Below are 19882 nucleotides of genomic sequence, written 5' to 3' on the forward strand. Positions count from 1 at the left end.
CCGGAGATTGATTTTCCTTAGAAATAACGGTTACTGTTTTGCAGGCCAATTGCATATAATCCTTTCTTACTGAAAAGAAGGTTTGTCCTAGCATGTCGTGGCAATTTTCAGCATTTACGGCGTTTGATCACCTCTGGAGAAACATGTCCACTTTCCCAACTATGTCCAGGCTTGGCTCTGGTTCTATTGTTACCGTTACTTGCATACTGGCGCTTTTGCATTTCGGACGCGATGTACTTGAGCCCGTTGCCCTTGCTTTGATACTGAGCTTGATCATTGCCCCACTTATCAATGGTTTGTACCGGTTTGGGATGGGAAGGGTGACTGCTACGTTCGCATCGCTACTTTTAGTTGGTACTGCCGTGGTTGGCATTGGTAGTATTCTGACCTATCAGTTGGTGGCGGTTACTTCGGAGTTGCCTCAGTATCGCTCGGCGATTCATGCCAAACTTAAAGCTGTGCAGGAGATGACTGAGCGGCCGTTTTTTCTTTTGGAGGCAGAGTTTAAGGCGGTCACGCCGCTTAGTTCTGCGTCAGAAAATCGTCAGCCAAGCGCAGAAAAAAAATTGCGCAACGGACAAAGCCAGCCAATTCCTGTGGAAATACGTACGCCGCAACTGACTACAACCGAAACAGTGACGCGGTTGATTTCGACGATATCTGGTCCTGTTGGCGAGGCTGGCCTCGTACTGGTGCTATTAGTATTTATTTTGCTAGATCACGAGTCGTTGAGAGACCGCGTGATCCGTCTGACTGGTCAGAGCGATGTCAGTCGAACCATCAAGGCACTCGGGGATGCGACCGAAGGAGTATCACGATTTTTCTTTTCACAATTTTTGGTGAATGCAAGTTTTGGCTTGATCGTTGGCGTTTTATTGTGGGCGGTTGGGATTCCGCATGCTGTGTTGTTTGGTGCGCTCAGTGGCATGCTGCGTTTTGTCCCTTATTTAGGCGCGATGGTAGCGGGTGCTGCTATTACTTTGTTTGTCGCTGCGATTAACCCCGGTTGGGCGCTGGCGGTCAAATGTCTGATCGTGTTTTTGTCGATCGAACTTATCGCAGCAAACGTGATTGAGCCTAAGGTCTATGGTCACAGTTCCGGGCTGTCTCCACTTGCCGTGATGTTATCAGCCCTTTTCTGGAGCGCTATGTGGGGACCTGTGGGACTTTTACTATCGACGCCGCTCACGCTTTGTTTAGTTGTGGCAGGACGCCACGTCAGCGCACTGGCGCCGATTACTGTGCTGTTTTCTGATGCGCCAAATATTGACGACGCGCAGCGTTTCTTCCACCGGGCTCTCTCATCAGATATCGATTCCATCGTGCACGACGCCGATATTTTTTTACATAAATATAGCTTCGCCAAATATTGTGATCATATCCTCCTGCCTGGACTTGCTCTGGGGGCGGATGACTACCAGAATGGTCGCATCGAAATGCAGCAACAAGAGAGCATTCGGAATGCCATTACTATTCTCGCTGAAACTGTAAGTCAAAGCGCCAGGGGAGGCGTGAAAAACCGTAAACAGCGTAAGGTATCGTTGCTCGACGCCAGCGTCGGCGCCCATTTACGCAAGCTGCGCCAGCAGCGTCTCGGTCGCTGGCAAGGATCACTTAATGTCCCGCTGCGCTCTGTTGTTTTGTGCGCGGGATTCTCTGTCGAGCGCGACGATTTGCTAAGCGAGTTACTTGTCTTAGCGCTCAGGGAGGCAGCAGTTGATGCCCGTAGTATTACATTTGACGGAGAAGCATCTAAACCTGGTGAAGAGGGAGTAAACCTTGTTTCCACCGTGTTTATCACCTATCCCCTGGCCACCATGCTGGATAGCTGGATACCCTTCGTTAAAGATCTGCGAACCAATTTGCCGCATGCACTTATTGTGACCATCCGATTATTTTCAGAGGAAAATCTCGGTGAGCAGTCAGTTGTAAGTCAACACGTCGATATGGTGTTCCGCTCCTACGAGGAGGGACTTGCATTTGTCGCACCTGACAAGGCGAATCAACAGTAACGCCAAATGCATCATCAACTCTCGGTTAGGTAAGACCGGACAAACCGGGGGAGTGTCATTGCCACAAATGGCAAAAAGAATTGATGCCAGATATTGTCGGCATATCTTTATCTTGCCGTTGGGAGCAACGCATGCCTGGCGCTTTCAACCAACTTTGCAGATAACCGCGCTAGTCGTGGCGATTGTACTTTCCAGCGATGCCAGTATAAGGCGACGTCTACGGGACGCTCTGGTGCCAGACAGATGAGGTCTGGTTCTGGTGACATTTCTTTCAACATCAGCTCTGGAATCATGCCCCATCCCAGGCCAAGCGCAATGGCGCGGTTGTACGGCGCAGTAGCGGGAATGTGATGACGCGGGCAGGCATTTTCGGGCAAACCGAAATGCTCAAGCAAAAACTGGGATTGCAATTTATCCTTGCGATTGAAGGTCAGCACCGGTGCCAGTCGTGCGCTTTCGCGTTGCATTCCTTGCGGGAACCAGCGTGCGCAAAATGCATTGCTGGCAACCGCCTGATAACGCATGTAGCCCAGCGCCTCGGCCTCACAGCCGCGCATAGCCTGCGGCTCAGCCGAGATACAGCCAAGTACCATGCCGTTTTCCAGCAAGGCATGTGTGTGTTCCTGATCGTCGATGCATAGATCCAACAGAATATTTTCTTTGATCAGAAAATCCGCTAATGCAGGTAAGACCCAGCTATCTAGACTATCCGCATTGACGGCAAGCGCAATGCTGACCGGTGTCTGCGCCTGATCGGCAAACATGCCAGATAAGTCTTGCTCCATTTCAGCGACGCGTCGCAAGTGCTGCAATAGGCGCTGTCCTGCAGGTGTGGCACGACAGGGACGACTGCGGATAACCAAGGTGGTGCCAAGCTGGATCTCCAGCGCCCTGATTCTTTGCGAGAGGGCAGACGGGGTAAGGCTTAGCTGCTGAGCCGCCGCTTCAAAACTACCACTATCAATCACGCACATCAAGGCTGAACACTGGCGAGTATCGAATTTCATAATTAAGAAATTTTAAAGAAGTCGTAAATAAATTAAATTGACTTCAGCTTAGTCGTAAAGAGACGCACTATGCAAGCTTATTCAAAGAAGTAGGAGCGGCGCAGGTGTTGACGTTTTTCTTAAAAGGCATGGGGCTGAGTGCCAGCCTGATCATGGCAATCGGCTCACAAAATGCACATGTACTGCGCATGGGGCTGCGGCGTGATCATGTCGCGATTACCGTACTGGTGTGTGTCGCTTGCGAAGCTGCATTGATCGCGATTGGTATCATGGGAATGGGCAGTCTACTGAGCCACAACCCTGCGTGGATGCGTGTTGCCAGTTGGGGAGGCGCCGCCTTCCTGTTCTGGTATGGTGCGCGTGCTTTGCGTTCGGCTTTACGAACACAGACTCTGCAAGTCGCTGGCGATACAGGTAAAAGTAGCTGGGTACAGGCATTGCTAGCGGCGCTGGCAGTCACACTGCTGAATCCACATGTGTATCTGGATTTGCTGGTGCTACTGGGTGTGGTCGGTGCACAGCAGGAGGGACAGGGCAAGCTCTGGTTCGGACTGGGTGCGCTGTGTAATGCGACCCTATGGTATATGGCGCTCGGTTATGGTGCCAGGTTGTTGACGCCATTGTTTGCCAAGCCAGTTGCATGGCGTATTCTTGATGGTGGTATCGGAATAATGATGTTGGCGCTCGCCCTGAATTTGTTGCTATGAATTGGCCGAAGTTGCTACCAAATCCAATTATCCGAGTGAGCGCACTGCAAGCAAGTCAACACTCAGAATTGACCGTTCAAAAACTCGCGATAAGCTTTGAGCGTTTCCGGCTTGCTCATCGCGTTCATGTGACCCGCACCTGCGACTTCTTCATAGCGCTTGTTAGTTCGCGGAATGCTGGTAAACAAGTCGCGTGCCGTTGGTGCCGGCGTTTGTACGTCATTAGCGCCGTTGACGATTAGCACGGGACCTGTGTAACTGCGTAATGCAGCGCGGTTGTCGATGGACATCAGTTCCTGATCCAGGTTGATCTTGACGAAAGGTTTAGCGAACCACGGCACCATATTTTCTGAGTAGGCGAGTGCGGTGGTTCCGGTACCTTCTAACACCAGTGCATCAACCGCGCGCTGACTGGCTAGCCTAGCCGCTACAAAACTGCCGAAAGAATGGCCGTGCACTACCAGCTTACCCTGTACCATCTTGCGCACATAATCGTATAAGGCCAGCGTATCACTTTCTAGCTCAATCAGGCTATGCGGCTTGCCATTCGAATCGCTGCGGCCAAAACCGCGATAATCGAAGCTGATCACATTCGCGTTCAAGTCCGTAAATGCCTTCGCAAAATAAGCACCGTTCGCATCGATCCGGACACCGCTCCCCATAAAGTACAGCACAGTGAAGACCGCACCGGGCTTACGTATATAGACGCCGCGACTTACTGCACCATCAACCTGTGTGTATTCCAGATTCTCAATCTGATACGCCGGTGCAGTCGTTTTTAACAAACTAATTTTGCCCGGATCTTTAGGAACGAACTGCTGCGCGGTGTAATTCACGGTAGTACAGCCGCCGGAACACAAAGCGGCGACAATCAACAGACCTGGCAACAGAGCAGACAACAAACCAGAGAGGCAAATTTTCATGTGTATCCTTAGTTTTCTAAACGATGGGTCGGATGTTAATGATGACAAGACCTCATCTCTGACGAGAATTCTTGGCAATAGTTCAATCGGGGTAGTTGGCATTAAGAGCTGTAAACGGATAGGACAGCGCGACAGATACGCGCTAAATTATTTCACTGATGGAGCGCCATCAATCTCACCAAGGACGATCTTGGCGTTACTGTGATTCACATGTTTAAAAAACGGCTTGCCATCCATATTTGAAACAAACATAAAATATTCACCGGCTGTATTCCTGGCGAAAATGGTCAGCGAATAATACAAGACGGTACCCCCGTCCTCGCGAATCTCCTCATCTTCCTTCATGACCAGAGCGTCAGCACCGCTGAAGATAAAACGGGCATCACCGGACGTCACCTGATGCGCCAGAAACTGAGCTTTAGCTTCCTCACGAAGCCGCTGTAATTCCTTCTCGTTCTTTACCTTAGGCCAGAGCCACCTAGTCGATTCCATCAGTGCGTCGATTAATTCTACTATCATGAAAACCTCGTCAAGTTGGATCTAAACTCGTGCATGTGGTCGGTAGCCTCAGTTAACTCCCTGCTACCAGTTACCTTTTTTATTTGAACGAAAATATTTATTCAATATTTATTTAAAATATTCTATCGATCTCATTACCTATGCTGACGTAGCTTAGAGGCACTGGGATGTAAAGGATATAGCATATTTACAAAACAATAGATGGCAGCACATTAAGTTAATGCGTTGATTGGAAATGTTCGAAATGGTCTTAGCTTTATCTATCCCGCATTTCATATGCCTGTATTTTTTTAAATAATCAGACAATACAGAAAGCGGAAGATAGAAAGAACTTGATGTGTGCTTGAGTGTTCAGATGATGAGATCCATCATGGATCTTCATCGTTTGACGTAGTGCGCATTGCGCGCACTACCGGGACATGCGTGCTACGTTTTCTGTCGATAAACGGTGGTTTTTTCTATCAACTGCAAAATTCACCTCAACAATCAGGCGAAATAAATTACAAGATTAGCCACGCTGAAATACCTTCATCAAGCTCACGCCGTCAGAACCGGCTACGCAATCGGTTATGCCAGCCTCTAGATGGACTAACTGTGCAGCTGACACTACTAACGGTGTGCCTGCGATTGTCAGTGTGCATTCGCCTTGCAGTACATACAGCACAAAAGCATGCCCCGCCTTGATGCTGACCGCTTCTGCCGCCGGGTAGGTATTCAAATAAAGCTTATGAGATTCCGCCGGATGCAATTCACGTACCGCGTCTTCAGAAATAGCGAGCGGTGATAATTCAGACCAAGATTGTGGATGGGCGTGCGTCATGTGGATTCCTTTAAATATGTCAGACAAAGAGCCAGCAAGCGCTACAGCCTATTTGCCAAAAGGCGCGAGTATAAGAGAAAACGCAGTGAGAAGACAGTGAGCGGGTAGAAATAATTACGTACTGCTGAATGTAAGGACAGTCTAACAGGCTCACGTCGATAGGTACTTATGACCGATCTATTTATCTATTCATAAGCGAATATAGGGGATGAAATACGGCGCACTCTGGGTGGTCTTCCTAATTTCGCAACTTGCTGAGTTGTGCACCTCATATTGCCTGAAAGAAGATGATGACAGTTTAGTATCGCTCGCCTTGAAGATCTTTAGTGGTAGTTAAGTGAGCAACTCCTGAGTGGTTGAGTGAACTTAACCGCCGCCTATCCTGCACGGCCAAAAGAACGGATAATGGCGCCTAGTTCAATTTTGGCCGCCTTTTTGGAACACTCTCATGGAAATTAAAGTCAACTTTCTCGATAAGCTTCGTCTCGAAGCCAAGTTCGATGATTTCACGGTGATCGCTGATCAGCCTATCCGCTATAAGGGTGACGGCTCAGCCCCCGGGCCTTTCGATTACTTTTTGGCCTCATCGGCGTTGTGCGCGGCGTACTTTGTGAAGTTGTACTGCAACACGCGCAATATTTCTACAGAGAATATTCGCCTTTCGCAAAACAATATCGTTGATCCAGAAAATCGTTACGCACAAATCTTTAAGATTCAAGTTGAATTGCCCGCCGATATTTCTGACAAAGATCGCCAGGGCATTTTGCGTTCGATTGAACGTTGCACCGTCAAAAAAGTCGTACAAGAAGGCCCAACATTTGTGATCGAAGAAGTAGAGAGTCTCGATGCCGATGCACAAGCCTTGCTGACCCTGAATCCAGATGCTGACGCAGCGACCTATATCCTCGGTAAAGACTTACCGTTAGAGCAAACCATCGCCAATATGTCCAGCTTGCTGGCGGGTCTCGGCATCAAAATTGAAATTGCCTCATGGCGCAATATCATTCCGAATGTATGGTCGTTGCATATCCGCGATGCGCATTCTCCGATGTGTTTTACCAATGGCAAAGGCGCGACCAAGGAGAGCGCCTTGGCATCGGCTTTGGGCGAGTATATTGAGCGTCTGAGCAACAACCATTTTTACGCCGGTTCGTTTTGGGGCGAAGACATCGCCAATGCCGAGTTCGTCCATTACCCGAACGAGCGCTGGTTTAAACCTGGCAAAAAAGATGCGTTGCCTAAAGAAATAATGGATGACTACAGCCGGGATATTTACAACCCCGACGGCGAGTTACGTGGCTCGCATCTGATTGATACCAATTCTGGTAATACAGAGCGCGGTATTTGCTCCTTGCCCTACGTGCGCCAATCTGATGGTGAGACCGTCTATTTTCCATCGAATCTGATCGAAAATCTGTTTGCCAGCAACGGCATGAGCGCGGGTAATACGCTGGTCGAAGCGCAGGTGCAATGTCTGTCTGAAATTTTTGAACGAGCAGTCAAACGTGAAATCCTCGAAGGTGAAATCGCCTTGCCCGATGTCCCGCAAGAAGTGCTGGCGAAATATCCGGGCATACTGGCGGGTATTCAGGGCTTGGAAGAACAAGGATTTCCGGTGCTGGTGAAAGATGCCTCGCTTGGCGGACAATATCCAGTCATGTGCGTGACTCTGATGAACCCGCGTACCGGTGGTGTGTTCGCCTCCTTCGGCGCGCACCCTAGCTTTGAAGTTGCGTTAGAACGCAGCCTGACAGAGTTACTGCAAGGTCGCAGTTTTGAAGGCCTCAACGATTTGCCGCAACCGACCTTCGTCAGCCAGGCTGTCACTGAGCCGAATAATTTTGTCGAACATTTCATCGATTCCAGTGGCGTTGTGTCATGGCGCTTTTTCAGTGCCAAATCCGACTACGAATTTGTGGAATGGGATTTTTCAGGTCAAGGCGAAAACTCCAATGCTGACGAAGCCGCTACCTTGTTCGGCATTCTTGCCGAGATGGGCAAAGAAGTCTACATGGCGGTGTACGACCAGTTAGGCGCGACCGCCTGCCGCATTCTAGTGCCAGGTTATTCTGAAGTGTATCCAGTCGAAGATCTGATCTGGGATAACACCAACAAAGCCTTATTGTTCCGCAACGATATTTTGAATTTGCATCAACTCGACGATGATGCATTAGAAGCGCTACTCGATCGATTAGAAAATAACGAGTTAGACGACTACAGCGACATCGCCACCTTGATCGGCGTCGAATTTGACGAGAACACGGTCTGGGGACAACTCACTGTCCTGGAATTAAAACTCCTAATCAATTTAGTCTTAGAACAATTTGAGGAAGCGCAAGAGCTGGCGCAAACCTTCTTGCAATACAACGACAACACGGTTGAGCGCGGATTGTTTTATCAAGCTTTAAACGTTGTGCTAGAGGTCACGCTGGATGACGATTTAGAGCTAGCCGATTACGAAGTCAATTTCCGGCGCATGTTTGGTAATGAGCGTATGGACGCGGTTCTGGGCTCGGTCGATGGCAGCATACGGTTCTTTGGTTTAACACCGACGAGCATGAAGTTGGAAGGCTTGGATCGTCATCAGCGGTTGATTGATAGCTACAAGAAGTTGCATCTTGTGCGGGCTAAGCTGTCGGCGGCATCTGGTAAGGCGTAAGACTGATAATGGATCATAACGTTGTCTACCGCACAGACGAATGATCCATGTCAGAGTATCTGCTTGTGTGGGGACATTAATAGGTCATACTGCTTAAAGTTAGGTGGTCAACGGATGTAATGCCACTTTGCTATAGCGATTGCCATTGTCATTACCAAAAAACAATTGAGGATGAAGACGAATGAAAAAGATGCTTGCCTTGTTGATTGCTTTTTGGGGAGTGACCATGAATGCTTTTGCGATTGAAGAACCACGGTATGACCTGGTAAAACAATACCCCGAGTTTGAAATCAGAAAATACCATGCCTACTTAGTTGCCGAAGTGATCGTACCCGGCCCGGCGGATAACGCCGGCAATAAGGGTTTTGAATATCTCGGCGGGTATATATTCGGTAAAAATAAAGGCAGCAAAAAGATCGCGATGACCGCGCCGGTTGCACAAACCGCAGCGCCAACGCCGGTCAAAATCGAAATGACCGCACCTGTCTCGCAGACTGCGGCCGAGGGTGGCTATCTGGTGCAATTCACCATGCCCAAAGAATTTACCTTGGACACCTTGCCGGAGCCGACCGATCCTAAAGTTAAACTGCGCGAGATATCCGCACAAACTTATGCAGTGATCACTTATTCGGGTAGTTGGTCGCAATCGCTATATGAAGAAAAACTCAGCCTGCTCAAAAAGCTCGCCAGTGAAGCTGGTTTGAAATTGGAAGGTGAACCTGTTTTTTCACGCTACAACTCACCATTTTCATTACCGTTTTTTCGTCGAAATGAGATCTGGATACGGGTGGTGATATAGAGGAAATAGGGCGCAATTTTGAGGGTGATAAGAAGAGTAGCGTGCGCCATGCCCACCAATCTATCCATAGCAATTACCTACTTCCCAAAGTCCCCGGCAACATCGGCACCAATCCCCTAATCTGGCGGTAACATCTCTTGTGCCACATAACGATGAAATGTCGAATGTGGCCAATCACCCGCACGTGTAACCAGACCATGTTTTACCTGGTTCCAATGAATATCATCGACATGCCGTGCAAAGTCCCAGTCGTCACGGATTGGATGTTCCCAGAAGCGTCGTTGCCAAATGCCCGATTCTTTTCTTTACGTTCGTGAAGCAGATAAATCGTCCACGCCAAACGCATCGGCGCAAGCTTGTGAGACCAAACGTTTGATCATCGACTGTCGAACAGAGAAGTCCGCATCACCTTGCGGCAGCATCCAGATGCAATGCACATGATCCGGCAGAAGCACCCATGCATCAATCTCAAATGGATGTGTCAGACGTGTTTTTGGATCGCCAGGCGTAAGGCGTCGCGCAAAGATTCGGCGGTCAAAATAGGCCGACGGCGAAAGCGATTTACGGTGAAGAAATACGTACCGCCAGCGATATTTGATCGTCGGTAATTAGACATGAGAAATGCAGGAGAAATAAAATCACAGCGTGCCTTGAACGCAATGACTCGTCAATCTCTGAGAAACGATCCCCCAGAAAAGACGCGCCTCGTGGCACAAAAACACGCCACAAGCCGCATAAACATTACGGGTACATCTGCGCATCAATGGTGGGAGAACGAACGGCGTAAAAATGAAGATATGCGGTGAAGCGGTTCGCATGGCGCACCATACGGAGATACTCAAGCTACGCTTGCTAAAGTAACTTACATAATTCCTCGTCAATTTTTTTCATTGTTAATGGATCTAACGAATGAAATGACTCTTGACTTCGGTCAGATAGACGTTGACAAAGCATCCCTAAGGTATTGAGCGTTAGTGCGATATTACTTTCAGCTGGAAAATTCATTTTTTTTGTCCATGCATCAATCGCGTATTTCGTTAGTCCAGTTAGCTCCGTACCATCTGAAATTTTCGTATTTACTATTGTGAGAATTTTTCTTTCCGCTGAGACCTTATTTATAAATGTATTTGTCATAAGGACTCCTTGATAGCGTTTATCCAAGATTTTATTGGGAGCAAAATGATGCTCTCTTTAATTTTTTTAAAATTGACATCGCTCGATATCGCCCTTGTCGACAGCAGTCGAGCTTCCATAGCACACATATAAATTTCATTTGGCACTGGAAATTCTATCGGCAGTAAATACGGCGAATTTCTTGAAAAGCACGGCTGCTTCAACAAGCGACTGGATGCGACCATCGCTATGTCCCGTAATGCTGTGTATACAATACCGAGTTCGTAAATGAGATTTGGAGAGTCATTTTCCAGTTCCAAAATTGAGTCATTAAAAAGCATCTCAAGGTTTGATATGTCTTCGATAAAAGTTATGTAAGGTCTCGGAGCACCTAAACTTAGCAAGAAGGGTGTTTCGCTATCGCTAAATACGCATTTCGCCTCTAGGTGAAGATGCCAAGCAAATAAACGCCCCTCTTCAAAATAGTTTCTGATTGTTTCTCGGGAATATACGCTCCAAAAGTTTGGAAAGATTTCTCGCTCATTGATATTTGAAGGTATGGCCAAGACATCGATATCAGAATTATTCTGAATTTCGCCGCGAACGGTAGATCCAAATATGTAAACGTCACCGTTCATCGCTTTGCAAGTCTCTTAATTAAAATTGACATAAATAAACCGACCCAGATGAAGCGGCCGATTGTAAGAACTAGTGGATATGGAAACACCAGTGGATTGGAATTTTTAATTCCCCAGAATTCGTTCAACGTCAAAATAAACGCGTCTTTAAACGTATTTGGTGTGAATGAAAATACAGAAATCGAGATTAAAAGAATAAAAATAATGCCGGAATAAATGACATTGCTAACACTTTCTCCGTTTCCCCAAAGATACCCAAGTACCTTCCACTTGAGGTGCTTATAAGCAAAGTCCAACCTATTCCAACCTGAGTACTTGTCTTTACTTCTGTAATAAGCTTGACGAGAATATGCGGCGTTGTATAAATGCCGCTCGGTCAGTTTTACTTCGATCGCAGCAGCCTGATTTGCTGCTTCGTAATTTCCAACCTGTATGAAATTAACCCGAAGCGAACGAACTAAATCGCGAGCAATATTTTCTTCTGGAGGAAGACAGCATTCAAGAACGTTTTCCTCAATAAGAGTTTTTTCGAGCGTTACATATTTAAGATTTGAGTCAGGAAAATTTGAACCTTTTAAATAGCATTCTTTAAAATGTGCACCTGTAAAATCACATCTAATAAAACGGCAGTTCTTGAAATAACACGAGCTGAAAGTTGATTGTTTAAAGCTTACATCGGTGAACGTGATCTTTACTGCGTACACTCGACTAAAGTCCATGCGAGACAAGTCTTCGGACCCCACATCACTCACGTACTCTATCTCTTGAATTTTCTTTTTTACGTGTTCTCGGAAATTCATGTTCGTCTCGTCTCGTGTTGTTGATGCTCTCTTTGAAATCCAATAACTTGTAAATCATTTTCCCCAACTATCCTTCAAAGTAGTCACCCGATTAAACACAGGTTTACCCACCACAGAATCCACACGATCCGCTACAAAATATCCATGACGTTCAAACTGCAAACGCGTATCTGGTGTCACGTCTTTCATGCTCGGTTCTACATAGGCTTTGACGATTTCTAATGCGTTGGGATTGAGCAGTGCCATGAAGTCTTTACCACCGGCATCTGGGTTTGCATCGGTGAACAGGCGGTCGTATAAACGGACTTCGACTTCTAATGCATCGGCTGCGCTGACCCAGTGGATGTTGCCTTTGACTTTGTAATTGGCGCTGCCTTCGGTGCCGGATTTGCTGTCGGCGAAATAGTTGCAGTGGACGGCGATGATGTTGCCGTCAGCGTCTTTGTCTGCGCCCGTGCATTCGACTACATAGCCGTAACGCAGACGTACTTTGTTGCCTGGGAAGAGGCGGAAGTAGCCTTTGCTTGGGACTTCCATAAAGTCTTCTTGCTCGATCCAGAGTTCTTTGCTGATGGTGAATTCGCGGTTGCCACGCTCTGGGTGGTGCGGGTGAACTGGTGCGCTGCAGGCAATGTTCTCGTTCTCAGGGAAATTGTCGATGATGAGTTTGAGCGGGCGCAACACGGCGGTGGCGCGTGGTGCTTTGGGGTCGAGGTCTTCACGCAGGCAACCTTCTAGCGTGCTGTAGTCGATCCAGCCGTCGGAGCGGGTGACGCCGATGCGTTCGCAAAACAGTTGTAGTGCTTCTGGTGTGTAGCCGCGACGACGGATGCCGACGATGGTGGGCATGCGTGGGTCGTCCCAGCCGCTGACGATGTTTTGTTCTACCAGTTGGCGCAGTTTGCGTTTGCTGGTGACGACATAGGTCAGATTGAGGCGGGCGAATTCGTATTGGCGTGGCACGGGTTGTTTGAAGAAACCACCTTCGGCTGCGCGTTCGATAATCCAGTCGTAGAACGGCCGGTGATCCTGGAACTCTAAGGTGCAGATCGAGTGGGTGATGTTTTCAATCGCGTCTTCCAGCGGATGGGCGTAGTCGTACATCGGGTAGATGCACCATTTGTCGCCGGTACGGTGATGATGCGCGTGACGGATGCGGTAGATCGCGGGGTCGCGCATATTCATGTTGGGTGACGCCATGTCGATTTTGGCGCGCAGGATGTGTTCGCCGCCTTGGAATTCGCCAGCCTTCATACGGCGGAATAAATCCAGCGATTCTGCTGCTGTGCGGTCGCGGAAAGGCGAGTTGACGCCGGGCTTGGAAAAATCACCGCGATTGGCAGCCATGTCGTCCGCAGATTGGCTGTCGACGTAGGCGTGTCCGGCATTGATCAGGTACTCGGCAATGGCGTAGAAGGTGTCGAAATAATCGCTGGCGTAATACAGGTGACTACGGGGTTGGCCACCATCGCCTTGTTCAGGACTGTCGTTCCAGTCGAAGCCTAACCATTTGACGCTGTCGATGATGGTGTCGACATATTCCTGATCTTCTTTTTCTGGATTGGTATCGTCAAAGCGCAGATGGCAACGGCCAGCGTAATCGCGTGCCAGTCCAAAGTTCAGGCAGATGGATTTTGCATGACCGATGTGCAGGTAGCCGTTGGGTTCTGGCGGGAAGCGGGTGATGACGTTGGGCAGACCGTCGCGGGTGTAAGTACCGGCGGCGAGGTCGTGATCGATGATGCCACGCAGGAAATTCGATACTGGGGCAGGGGTGTTGGCGGATGCGTCAGATTTGGTATCGGTTTTTTTAGTGTTTGCGTCGTTGCTCATGGTGCCAGTCATTCCAATAAATAATGTGATGACAAGCATTTTACCGCAGGGCACTACGATCCCGTAGTGCAGAGCTGCATAAATCTGGGATTGTGGTTGTTGGGGTGTGCTGGTGGGTGGCTGAGCGGCTTAGCTGTTGTGCCAGCGGCGCATGGTGTGTCTGGGGTCATCTTGGCGTTAGTTTGCTGTGGCTTGCTGTAGCTTTGGTCTTAGTTATGGCAGGAAATATCTGGTGGTGTGGCAAACATCGAGGTAAAAATCGCCGCAAATATCCCGGCAAAACGTGATCTGTAGAAACAGCTGCACAGATTTTTCTTATTTTAAGGTCAATATTTTCGACCTGAAGTATCGGCTTGCGATACTTCCTGAGTACTTTCCAACGCGCGGACAAAAAGTATTTTAATAAGCTCTGCAGTAAAAAAATGATGAGGTCGGAGGGACACAGAATGAGCAAATTATGTAAGCGAGACGCTTTGATGGAGGCGGCAGATTTGGGCTTGTTGCACTACGGACAGGTAGATCCATTGTTGCAGTTTTTGGAAGCGCGGGCGCGCAAAGCTGGGTACAAAGGGCATAGCGGCATGATCGGTCGCCAGGCGCCGACACGATTTAGCGGTACGACGGTGCTGTATTACCTGGGCGGGATGCTGGCGATTGCGGCGTGCTCGTTATTCAGTACGCTGGCGGTGGAGCGTTGGGGCATGTCGGTACTGCTCGATATGAGTCTGGTGTATCTGTTGTTTGCTGTTGCACTGGCGACCTGGCTGGATAAGCGCGGCCTGGGCGTGCCGGCGGGGATATTTGCGACGCTGGCGATTGCGCTGGTACCGCTGGCGATATTCGCGCTCCAGCATGTGCTGGGCTGGTGGGCTGACAGCGCTACGACAGAGCATTATCGGGATTTTCATCGCTGGATAGACTGGCACTGGCTGACGATGGAGCTGGCGACCTTGCTGGCGGGCGCGCTGATGCTGTGGCGCTTTCAATATAGCTTTTTGGTGATGCCGGTATCGGTGACCTTGTTTTATATGGGCATGGATGTGGTGCCTGCGATCCTGATGCAGGATGATGCTGGCATGTTGATCGGTAACTGGCATGTGCGTCAGCAGATTTCGCTGGTGTTTGGTCTGGGGATGCTGATGTTGGCGCTGATTGTGGATTTGCGCTCGCGTCGCGGGGTTGATTATGCGTTCTGGCTGTATCTGTTTGGCTTGCTGACGTTCTGGGGCGCGTTGTCGTCGATGGGAAATGGCGCGCTGTCGGGTAAGCTGATTTATCTGGCGATTAATGCTGGTCTGATTTTTATCGGGGCGATTCTGGCACGCCGGGTATTTGCGGTGTTTGGCGGGATTGGTTTGGCGATGGTGCTGGGGGATTTATCCTGGCATTTGTTCAAAGACAGTTTTGTATTTGTGGCTTTGCTGACTCTGCTGGGCTTTGCGCTGATTGCGGCGGGTGTGTGGTGGAGCAAGCATGTGGCACGTATCACGGCGGCATTGTCGGCGATATTGCCGGAGTCTTTGCAGTCGCGACTGATCTTGCGCGGTATCGCATGACTATGTTGTAAGGAAACCGGGCTCTTCTGCGACTATGATGAACTGGATGCGGTTCGTACTGCGTCGCCATCGCCAATGTCGCAGAGGAGGTTCTATGCAGCACAATATTGCCCGCCGGATGTTTTGTCTAACGTCAATACTGATACTAGTCTTGGTGGCGAACACCGCCACCGCAGCAAGTACACCCGTATGCACTAAGAGCAGCCCGCTGCATACGATAGCCTTGCTGGAGCTATACACCTCGGAAGGGTGCGACAGTTGTCCGCCCGCAGATAAGTTCGTCAGCAAGCTCAACCAAACCACAGGCTTGACCACTGATCAATTATTGCCGCTGTCCTTGCATGTCGACTACTGGGATTACATTGGCTGGAAAGATGTATTCGCTAAACCCGCCTTCACGCAACGCCAGCGCTGGCTGGCAGAACTAGCCTCATCACACAGTGTGTACACGCCTGAGGTGTTCGTTGCCGGGCATGAGTTACGCAACTGGCGCGGGGATGTGAAGGAGACAGTCAAGCGCATTAATCAGGTGCCAGCGCGTGCTGATATCCGCATTAGTCTGGACGAGTTACATGGTCAGCAATTGTCGGTGCATATCGACAGCAAGACTGAGCATCCGGGTAAATTGTATTTTGCTTTGCTTGAAAATAATCTGGTGTCGAATGTGCAGGCAGGCGAGAACCGTGGTGTGAGCTTGCAACATGATTATGTGGTGCGCGAGTGGGGCGAGCCGGTTCGCATGATGAATAACATTGCTAACGTGGCGCGACAGATCAGTATTCCGGCCAATGCGGTACGCAAGAATCTGGCGGTTGCCGCGTTTGTGCAATCGGATAAAGGTGAGGTCTTACAGGCATTATCTTTGCCCTTGTGTAGTAATCTGTAAAACAGGAAATGCCTACCGTCATGCAAGATACTGTGACGACGGTAAGCATTAGTGTTGAGCTTTATGTTGCAACTGACATCGCTACTAAGTTAGCCAATAAGGCTGCAACTAATGTGGCAGTTGTTGCGGAGGTTGTTGCATAGGTTGATGCAGGTTGCCACGTGTTGCCAGAAGTCGCTGAGTGACAAAAACTTGCCAGTCAGTGCTGCCGTAACTGGCCATCAGATCATAGCCTGCCGTACGCCAGCGCGGCGTATCGACCTCCAGTCCAATCACTGCCAGATAGGGTGGTTCGACCACGACAAACTGCGTACCATAGGGCAGCAAAAAACGATCTGTGCGTGCCTGGACAAAGGCTAGCGCGACGTCGTATTCCACAAACCAGGCGTTCATAAAGACACTGCAGGCTTTATCGTCATACCAGAATTGCCCCATGTCGTCGCCAATTTTTGCCTCGCCTTGCAGTACGGTGCGTGCGTGATCCCAGCTACGAAATCCAACCTCGATTGAGACCAGATTCAGGCAGAGTTGCAGACTGTATGTGTCGGGCTGAGGACGGCGGGCGCGCTTAGAGAGTTGCTGGACTTTGAGTAATGCTGCCGGGGTTTGCTTCTCCAGGGCATTGAGCAAAATACGGGCGCGGGTTTTGAGTTCGTCGGTCGCTTGCTTCATGATGGTTCTCCCATGATGCCTGAGATCGATAGGGGGCCTAGATTGCTCTGGAGAGCATTTGAAAAATTGCTGGGAAGTGTTTGCATGTGCTTGTTCCTTTTCGTGTATCGGCTGCCCGCTGCGCCATACGAATTGGTCAATCACATCCAGAAACGGAAGGAGTAAATAAGGGTGAGAGCCTCTTGTGCGGGATGGCGTCCCTTTACGCCCGGCTATGCTGTTTTTTTAATTGACAGCATGCCGGATTGTACAAGAGAAAAGGGTGAGGTTCAAATAGATTTCAATCAGCTTAGTGAGCGGGAGCATCTGGCAGAGCTGATGAGATGATGTGGACTGATAGGCAAGCTGATTGAATGATTCCGGTTGTGTGATTTAATCAAATAGTCTGACTACACACTGCTCGCTGGACGCAGCATTTCCACGTGCGGAATATCATCTTCGAGATACATTTCCGATACGGTGACAAAGCCGAAACTGCCATAAAATTTTTCCAGATAGGCTTGTGCACCGATACGTACTGGCTGTTGCGGATAGTGTTTTTCCAGATGGAGCAGCCCTTGTGTGATCAGTTCTTTACCTGCACCGCTGCCGCGAAAATTTTTGGTCGTGATGACACGTCCTAGCGATGCTTCGGTAAAAGTAACACCCGGCGGAACAATACGCAGATAGGCGGCGACTGCTTCTTTGCCGTCCCACTTACCCCAGCCTGTCAGATGCAGACAGATTTTATCCACGCCGTCCATGTCGAGAAAAACGCAGTTTTGTTCGACTACAAATACTTCGCTGCGAGCGGCAAACACATCGTAGAGTTGAGTGGCCGTCATGGCATCGAGACTGGCACATTGCCATTGCAGTTCTGTGGATTGGGTAGTCATAAAGCGATCTTGATTTTACATTTGCTTGAAGAGATGTGCGTACACACGGCTAACCTGAAGCTTATCATCACTGCCACGCAGTTTGAGTGTCAGTTTGCCGGTCTCATCTTTGATGGCGGTATGAATGTAGTGTGTATTGACGACCGTGCTGCGATGGATTTGCCAAAACTGGTTGCCGTCCAGCTGCGGTAAGAGCTCGCGCAAGCTCACGCGTATTAGCGAGGAATGTTCGGCAGTAACGACATTGATGTATTTGTCTGTCGCTTCAAAATATAAGACGTCGCCAATCGGGATCATACGAATCTGGTTGCCGATGGCTGCACGTATTAAGCTGAGTTTTTCGATGCTGTTGTTTGAATTGTTACTAGCATGGTGCATGCTTACGATGCCGCCGGAGTTCGCGGGATTGCCGATGCCCGGCATCAGATTGCGTAGTTGCGCCACTACCCGTTCCAGTTCGCCGGATCGTTCTTGGCCGTTGTCGAGACGGGTTTGCAGGCGCTTAACCGTTTTGCTCAGCCTGTCTTCGCTGACTGGTTTTAGTACGTAATCTGAGGCGGCATGTTCAAACGCATCGACAGCAAATTCGTCATATGCGGTGACATAGACAATCAGCGGGAATGGTTTGCTGTCGGGCCATTCTTCGACTAATTCTTGTGCGACTTCGAGCCCTGTCTTGCCTGGCATTTTAATATCCAGAAACAAAATGTCCGGTAACTGGGCGAGGGCTTCCTGGACTGCGAATACACCGTTATCGACGACGCTGCAAATCTGCAGGTCGGGCCATAATTTTTCTAAATGCTTGAGTAGTGTCAGGGACAGAATCGGTTCGTCTTCAGCGACGAGGGCGCGTAGTTGTGTCATGGTCGTGATTTGAATTGGTCAGTTCGTTGGATTATTCGTGCTGTAATTTTTACTCTAATTCATGGGAATTATCAGGTGCGCCACCACGCCTTCAGGCTGATTGGCGCTCAGGTTGAGTCGGGCGTCTTTGCCATAGAGCGCAAGCAACCGTTCACGCACATTGGCATTGCCAACATGGCTGGCGCTGTCATTGGCTGGCGGTGCTTCGTGATAATCAAAAGGTAGTCCCATACCGGTATCGCTGACTTTGACGTGTAAGACCTTTCCTTCCATTGATGCCGTAACCTGGATAGTGCCACCTTCCATTTTGGGTTCTACGCCATGCTTGATCGCGTTTTCAACGAGTGGTTGCAGTAGCATGGGAGCGATTTCTATTTCTTGTAATTCTGGCGGTAGGTGAGTGCTGTAACTCAGGCGCTTGCCCATACGGATTGCGAGTAGCTCAAGGTAGGCATTCATCAATCCAAATTCTTGTTTTAGCGTGGTCTTATCGGTGCGCGAGGAATTGAGACTGGCACGCAGATACAGAATTAATTGCTCTAGCATGTATTGCGCCCGATGCGGGTCAATCGCGATCAGACCTTGCAAATTCGCTAGTGTATTGAACAGCATATGCGGCTCAATCTGCGCTTGCAGAAGCTGTAGCTGTGCCTGCATCGCCTGACGTTCTATGGCCGCGTTGCGGGCTTTTTCTTTCTCGGCCTCAGCTTTTAAGTCTGCGAGCTTGCTTTGGTTCCAGAAAAAGAAACCCGAAATCACGCTCAAAAAAATACACATGATGACCATCGCACGATCACCGCGTTCACTGAGATTAGTCAATTCGGAGGTTGGAAATCCAAATACCAGCATGCCAAGAAAATGCCCGAAGTAATAACCAATCGGTGCAGCGACGATGCAGATCATGATAAAACCAATGGGATGTGGTTTGTTGCGTCGCCATATTAGCCAGCGACTGCCATCGACTAACAGTGTGATGCTTGTACCAATTAGCATCGAAAACACCCAGTTGAGTTGAAATGTTCCTCCACCCTCTCGAATAAATGTCAGATACAGGGCGATCAGCGTATTAAACCCGGTCAGCGCTAGTATTGTGCGAATGAGAATAACTTTTTGATCACCGCGCGGGAAAAGCAATGGAAACATAGTGAGTCAGTGGTCAGTGATGAGGTTAAGTTTCATTAAGTGATCCAGTACATCTG

At 49.1% G+C, this 19882-nt stretch carries 19 protein-coding genes; 6 read left to right on the forward strand and 13 right to left on the reverse strand.

Annotated elements, in window-relative coordinates; all coding sequences use genetic code 11:
- The first annotated feature begins 143 nt into the window (after positions 1-143).
- The gene (locus tag ACO0LE_RS13910; protein ID WP_422960954.1) at positions 144-2012 is read left to right on the forward strand and encodes an AI-2E family transporter; all 1869 of its coding nucleotides are present in this window, start codon (positions 144-146) and stop codon (positions 2010-2012) included.
- Positions 2013-2119: 107 nt separating this feature from the next.
- Here the strand turns inward: ACO0LE_RS13910 and ACO0LE_RS13915 are convergent, their stop codons facing one another.
- Positions 2120-3019, reverse strand: coding sequence for a LysR family transcriptional regulator ArgP (locus ACO0LE_RS13915; RefSeq protein WP_422960955.1), 900 nt, complete (start codon positions 3017-3019; stop codon positions 2120-2122).
- 104 nt (positions 3020-3123) lie between these two features.
- Here ACO0LE_RS13915 and ACO0LE_RS13920 point away from each other — a divergent pair, with 104 nt between their 5' ends.
- Positions 3124-3726, forward strand: a complete 603-nt coding sequence (locus ACO0LE_RS13920; protein WP_422960956.1) for a LysE/ArgO family amino acid transporter — start codon at positions 3124-3126, stop codon at positions 3724-3726.
- 62 nt (positions 3727-3788) lie between these two features.
- On the opposite strand, the gene ACO0LE_RS13925 is transcribed toward ACO0LE_RS13920, so the two are convergent.
- The 3 genes from ACO0LE_RS13925 to ACO0LE_RS13935 form a co-directional block, all read right to left on the reverse strand.
- On the reverse strand, positions 3789-4649 hold the full coding sequence (locus ACO0LE_RS13925; protein WP_422960957.1) for an alpha/beta fold hydrolase: 861 nt from the start codon (positions 4647-4649) through the stop codon (positions 3789-3791).
- Between the two features lie 147 nt (positions 4650-4796).
- Complete coding sequence (locus ACO0LE_RS13930; protein WP_422960958.1) at positions 4797-5168, reverse strand: hypothetical protein; 372 nt, start codon at positions 5166-5168, stop codon at positions 4797-4799.
- Positions 5169-5676: 508 nt separating this feature from the next.
- Positions 5677-5988, reverse strand: coding sequence for a hypothetical protein (locus tag ACO0LE_RS13935; RefSeq protein ID WP_422960959.1), 312 nt, complete (start codon positions 5986-5988; stop codon positions 5677-5679).
- 448 nt (positions 5989-6436) lie between these two features.
- Here ACO0LE_RS13935 and ACO0LE_RS13940 point away from each other — a divergent pair, with 448 nt between their 5' ends.
- Together ACO0LE_RS13940 and ACO0LE_RS13945 are read left to right on the forward strand one after the other, a co-directional pair.
- On the forward strand, positions 6437-8647 hold the full coding sequence (locus ACO0LE_RS13940) for an OsmC domain/YcaO domain-containing protein (protein ID WP_422960960.1): 2211 nt from the start codon (positions 6437-6439) through the stop codon (positions 8645-8647).
- A gap of 181 nt (positions 8648-8828) precedes the next feature.
- Entirely contained in the window at positions 8829-9446 is a 618-nt protein-coding gene (locus tag ACO0LE_RS13945) for an SOUL family heme-binding protein (protein ID WP_422960961.1), read from the forward strand.
- Between the two features lie 481 nt (positions 9447-9927).
- Here the strand turns inward: ACO0LE_RS13945 and ACO0LE_RS13950 are convergent, their stop codons facing one another.
- The 5 genes from ACO0LE_RS13950 to ACO0LE_RS13970 form a co-directional block, all read right to left on the reverse strand.
- Positions 9928-10062, reverse strand: coding sequence for a hypothetical protein (locus tag ACO0LE_RS13950; protein WP_422960962.1), 135 nt, complete (start codon positions 10060-10062; stop codon positions 9928-9930).
- 236 nt (positions 10063-10298) lie between these two features.
- Positions 10299-10580, reverse strand: coding sequence for a hypothetical protein (locus tag ACO0LE_RS13955; protein WP_422960963.1), 282 nt, complete (start codon positions 10578-10580; stop codon positions 10299-10301).
- The gene (locus ACO0LE_RS13960) at positions 10577-11197 is read right to left on the reverse strand and encodes a nucleotidyltransferase domain-containing protein (protein WP_422960964.1); all 621 of its coding nucleotides are present in this window, start codon (positions 11195-11197) and stop codon (positions 10577-10579) included. The genes ACO0LE_RS13955 and ACO0LE_RS13960 overlap by 4 nt, the downstream gene beginning before the upstream one ends.
- Entirely contained in the window at positions 11194-11997 is an 804-nt protein-coding gene (locus ACO0LE_RS13965) for a pentapeptide repeat-containing protein (RefSeq protein ID WP_422960965.1), read from the reverse strand. The genes ACO0LE_RS13960 and ACO0LE_RS13965 overlap by 4 nt, the downstream gene beginning before the upstream one ends.
- Positions 11998-12051: 54 nt before the next feature.
- Positions 12052-13830: a glutamine--tRNA ligase/YqeY domain fusion protein gene (locus tag ACO0LE_RS13970; RefSeq protein WP_422960966.1), complete on the reverse strand. Its 1779-nt coding sequence runs from the start codon at positions 13828-13830 to the stop codon at positions 12052-12054.
- A gap of 446 nt (positions 13831-14276) precedes the next feature.
- On the opposite strand from ACO0LE_RS13970, the gene ACO0LE_RS13975 reads away from it, so the two are divergent.
- Together ACO0LE_RS13975 and ACO0LE_RS13980 are read left to right on the forward strand one after the other, a co-directional pair.
- Positions 14277-15386, forward strand: a complete 1110-nt coding sequence (locus tag ACO0LE_RS13975; protein WP_422960967.1) for a DUF2157 domain-containing protein — start codon at positions 14277-14279, stop codon at positions 15384-15386.
- Between the two features lie 94 nt (positions 15387-15480).
- Complete coding sequence (locus ACO0LE_RS13980) at positions 15481-16272, forward strand: DUF1223 domain-containing protein (RefSeq protein WP_422960968.1); 792 nt, start codon at positions 15481-15483, stop codon at positions 16270-16272.
- Between the two features lie 108 nt (positions 16273-16380).
- On the opposite strand, the gene ACO0LE_RS13985 is transcribed toward ACO0LE_RS13980, so the two are convergent.
- The 4 genes from ACO0LE_RS13985 to ACO0LE_RS14000 all read right to left on the reverse strand — a co-directional run bounded on the left by ACO0LE_RS13985 (position 16381) and on the right by ACO0LE_RS14000 (position 19826).
- A complete protein-coding gene (locus tag ACO0LE_RS13985) occupies positions 16381-16944 on the reverse strand; it encodes a hypothetical protein (RefSeq protein ID WP_422960969.1) in 564 nt (187 codons plus the stop codon).
- Between the two features lie 389 nt (positions 16945-17333).
- Complete coding sequence (locus ACO0LE_RS13990; RefSeq protein ID WP_422960970.1) at positions 17334-17819, reverse strand: GNAT family N-acetyltransferase; 486 nt, start codon at positions 17817-17819, stop codon at positions 17334-17336.
- 15 nt (positions 17820-17834) lie between these two features.
- Positions 17835-18683, reverse strand: coding sequence for a LytR/AlgR family response regulator transcription factor (locus tag ACO0LE_RS13995; protein WP_422960971.1), 849 nt, complete (start codon positions 18681-18683; stop codon positions 17835-17837).
- A 54-nt stretch (positions 18684-18737) separates the two neighbouring features.
- On the reverse strand, positions 18738-19826 hold the full coding sequence (locus ACO0LE_RS14000) for a sensor histidine kinase (protein ID WP_422960972.1): 1089 nt from the start codon (positions 19824-19826) through the stop codon (positions 18738-18740).
- Positions 19827-19882: the final 56 nt, after the last annotated feature.

This window comes from Undibacterium sp. Xuan67W (assembly GCF_049340165.1).
Lineage (GTDB): Bacteria > Pseudomonadota > Gammaproteobacteria > Burkholderiales > Burkholderiaceae_D > Undibacterium.

Excerpts from the sequence above, each read along its gene's own strand:
- ACO0LE_RS13935 (WP_422960959.1), bottom strand. The coding sequence starts at position 5,988 with ATGACGCACGCCCATCCACAATCTTGGTCTGAATTATCACCGCTCGCT.
- ACO0LE_RS13945 (WP_422960961.1), top strand. The coding sequence starts at position 8,829 with ATGAAAAAGATGCTTGCCTTGTTGATTGCTTTTTGGGGAGTGACCATG.
- ACO0LE_RS13975 (WP_422960967.1), top strand. The coding sequence starts at position 14,277 with ATGAGCAAATTATGTAAGCGAGACGCTTTGATGGAGGCGGCAGATTTG.
- ACO0LE_RS13930 (WP_422960958.1), bottom strand. The coding sequence starts at position 5,168 with ATGATAGTAGAATTAATCGACGCACTGATGGAATCGACTAGGTGGCTC.
- ACO0LE_RS13990 (WP_422960970.1), bottom strand. The coding sequence starts at position 17,819 with ATGACTACCCAATCCACAGAACTGCAATGGCAATGTGCCAGTCTCGAT.
- ACO0LE_RS13960 (WP_422960964.1), bottom strand. The coding sequence starts at position 11,197 with ATGAACGGTGACGTTTACATATTTGGATCTACCGTTCGCGGCGAAATT.
- ACO0LE_RS13965 (WP_422960965.1), bottom strand. The coding sequence starts at position 11,997 with ATGAATTTCCGAGAACACGTAAAAAAGAAAATTCAAGAGATAGAGTAC.
- ACO0LE_RS13970 (WP_422960966.1), bottom strand. The coding sequence starts at position 13,830 with ATGAGCAACGACGCAAACACTAAAAAAACCGATACCAAATCTGACGCA.
- ACO0LE_RS13950 (WP_422960962.1), bottom strand. The coding sequence starts at position 10,062 with ATGTCTAATTACCGACGATCAAATATCGCTGGCGGTACGTATTTCTTC.
- ACO0LE_RS13995 (WP_422960971.1), bottom strand. The coding sequence starts at position 18,683 with ATGACACAACTACGCGCCCTCGTCGCTGAAGACGAACCGATTCTGTCC.
- ACO0LE_RS13980 (WP_422960968.1), top strand. The coding sequence starts at position 15,481 with ATGCAGCACAATATTGCCCGCCGGATGTTTTGTCTAACGTCAATACTG.
- ACO0LE_RS13925 (WP_422960957.1), bottom strand. The coding sequence starts at position 4,649 with ATGAAAATTTGCCTCTCTGGTTTGTTGTCTGCTCTGTTGCCAGGTCTG.
- ACO0LE_RS13955 (WP_422960963.1), bottom strand. The coding sequence starts at position 10,580 with ATGACAAATACATTTATAAATAAGGTCTCAGCGGAAAGAAAAATTCTC.
- ACO0LE_RS13985 (WP_422960969.1), bottom strand. The coding sequence starts at position 16,944 with ATGAAGCAAGCGACCGACGAACTCAAAACCCGCGCCCGTATTTTGCTC.
- ACO0LE_RS13915 (WP_422960955.1), bottom strand. The coding sequence starts at position 3,019 with ATGAAATTCGATACTCGCCAGTGTTCAGCCTTGATGTGCGTGATTGAT.
- ACO0LE_RS13910 (WP_422960954.1), top strand. The coding sequence starts at position 144 with ATGTCCACTTTCCCAACTATGTCCAGGCTTGGCTCTGGTTCTATTGTT.
- ACO0LE_RS14000 (WP_422960972.1), bottom strand. The coding sequence starts at position 19,826 with ATGTTTCCATTGCTTTTCCCGCGCGGTGATCAAAAAGTTATTCTCATT.
- ACO0LE_RS13940 (WP_422960960.1), top strand. The coding sequence starts at position 6,437 with ATGGAAATTAAAGTCAACTTTCTCGATAAGCTTCGTCTCGAAGCCAAG.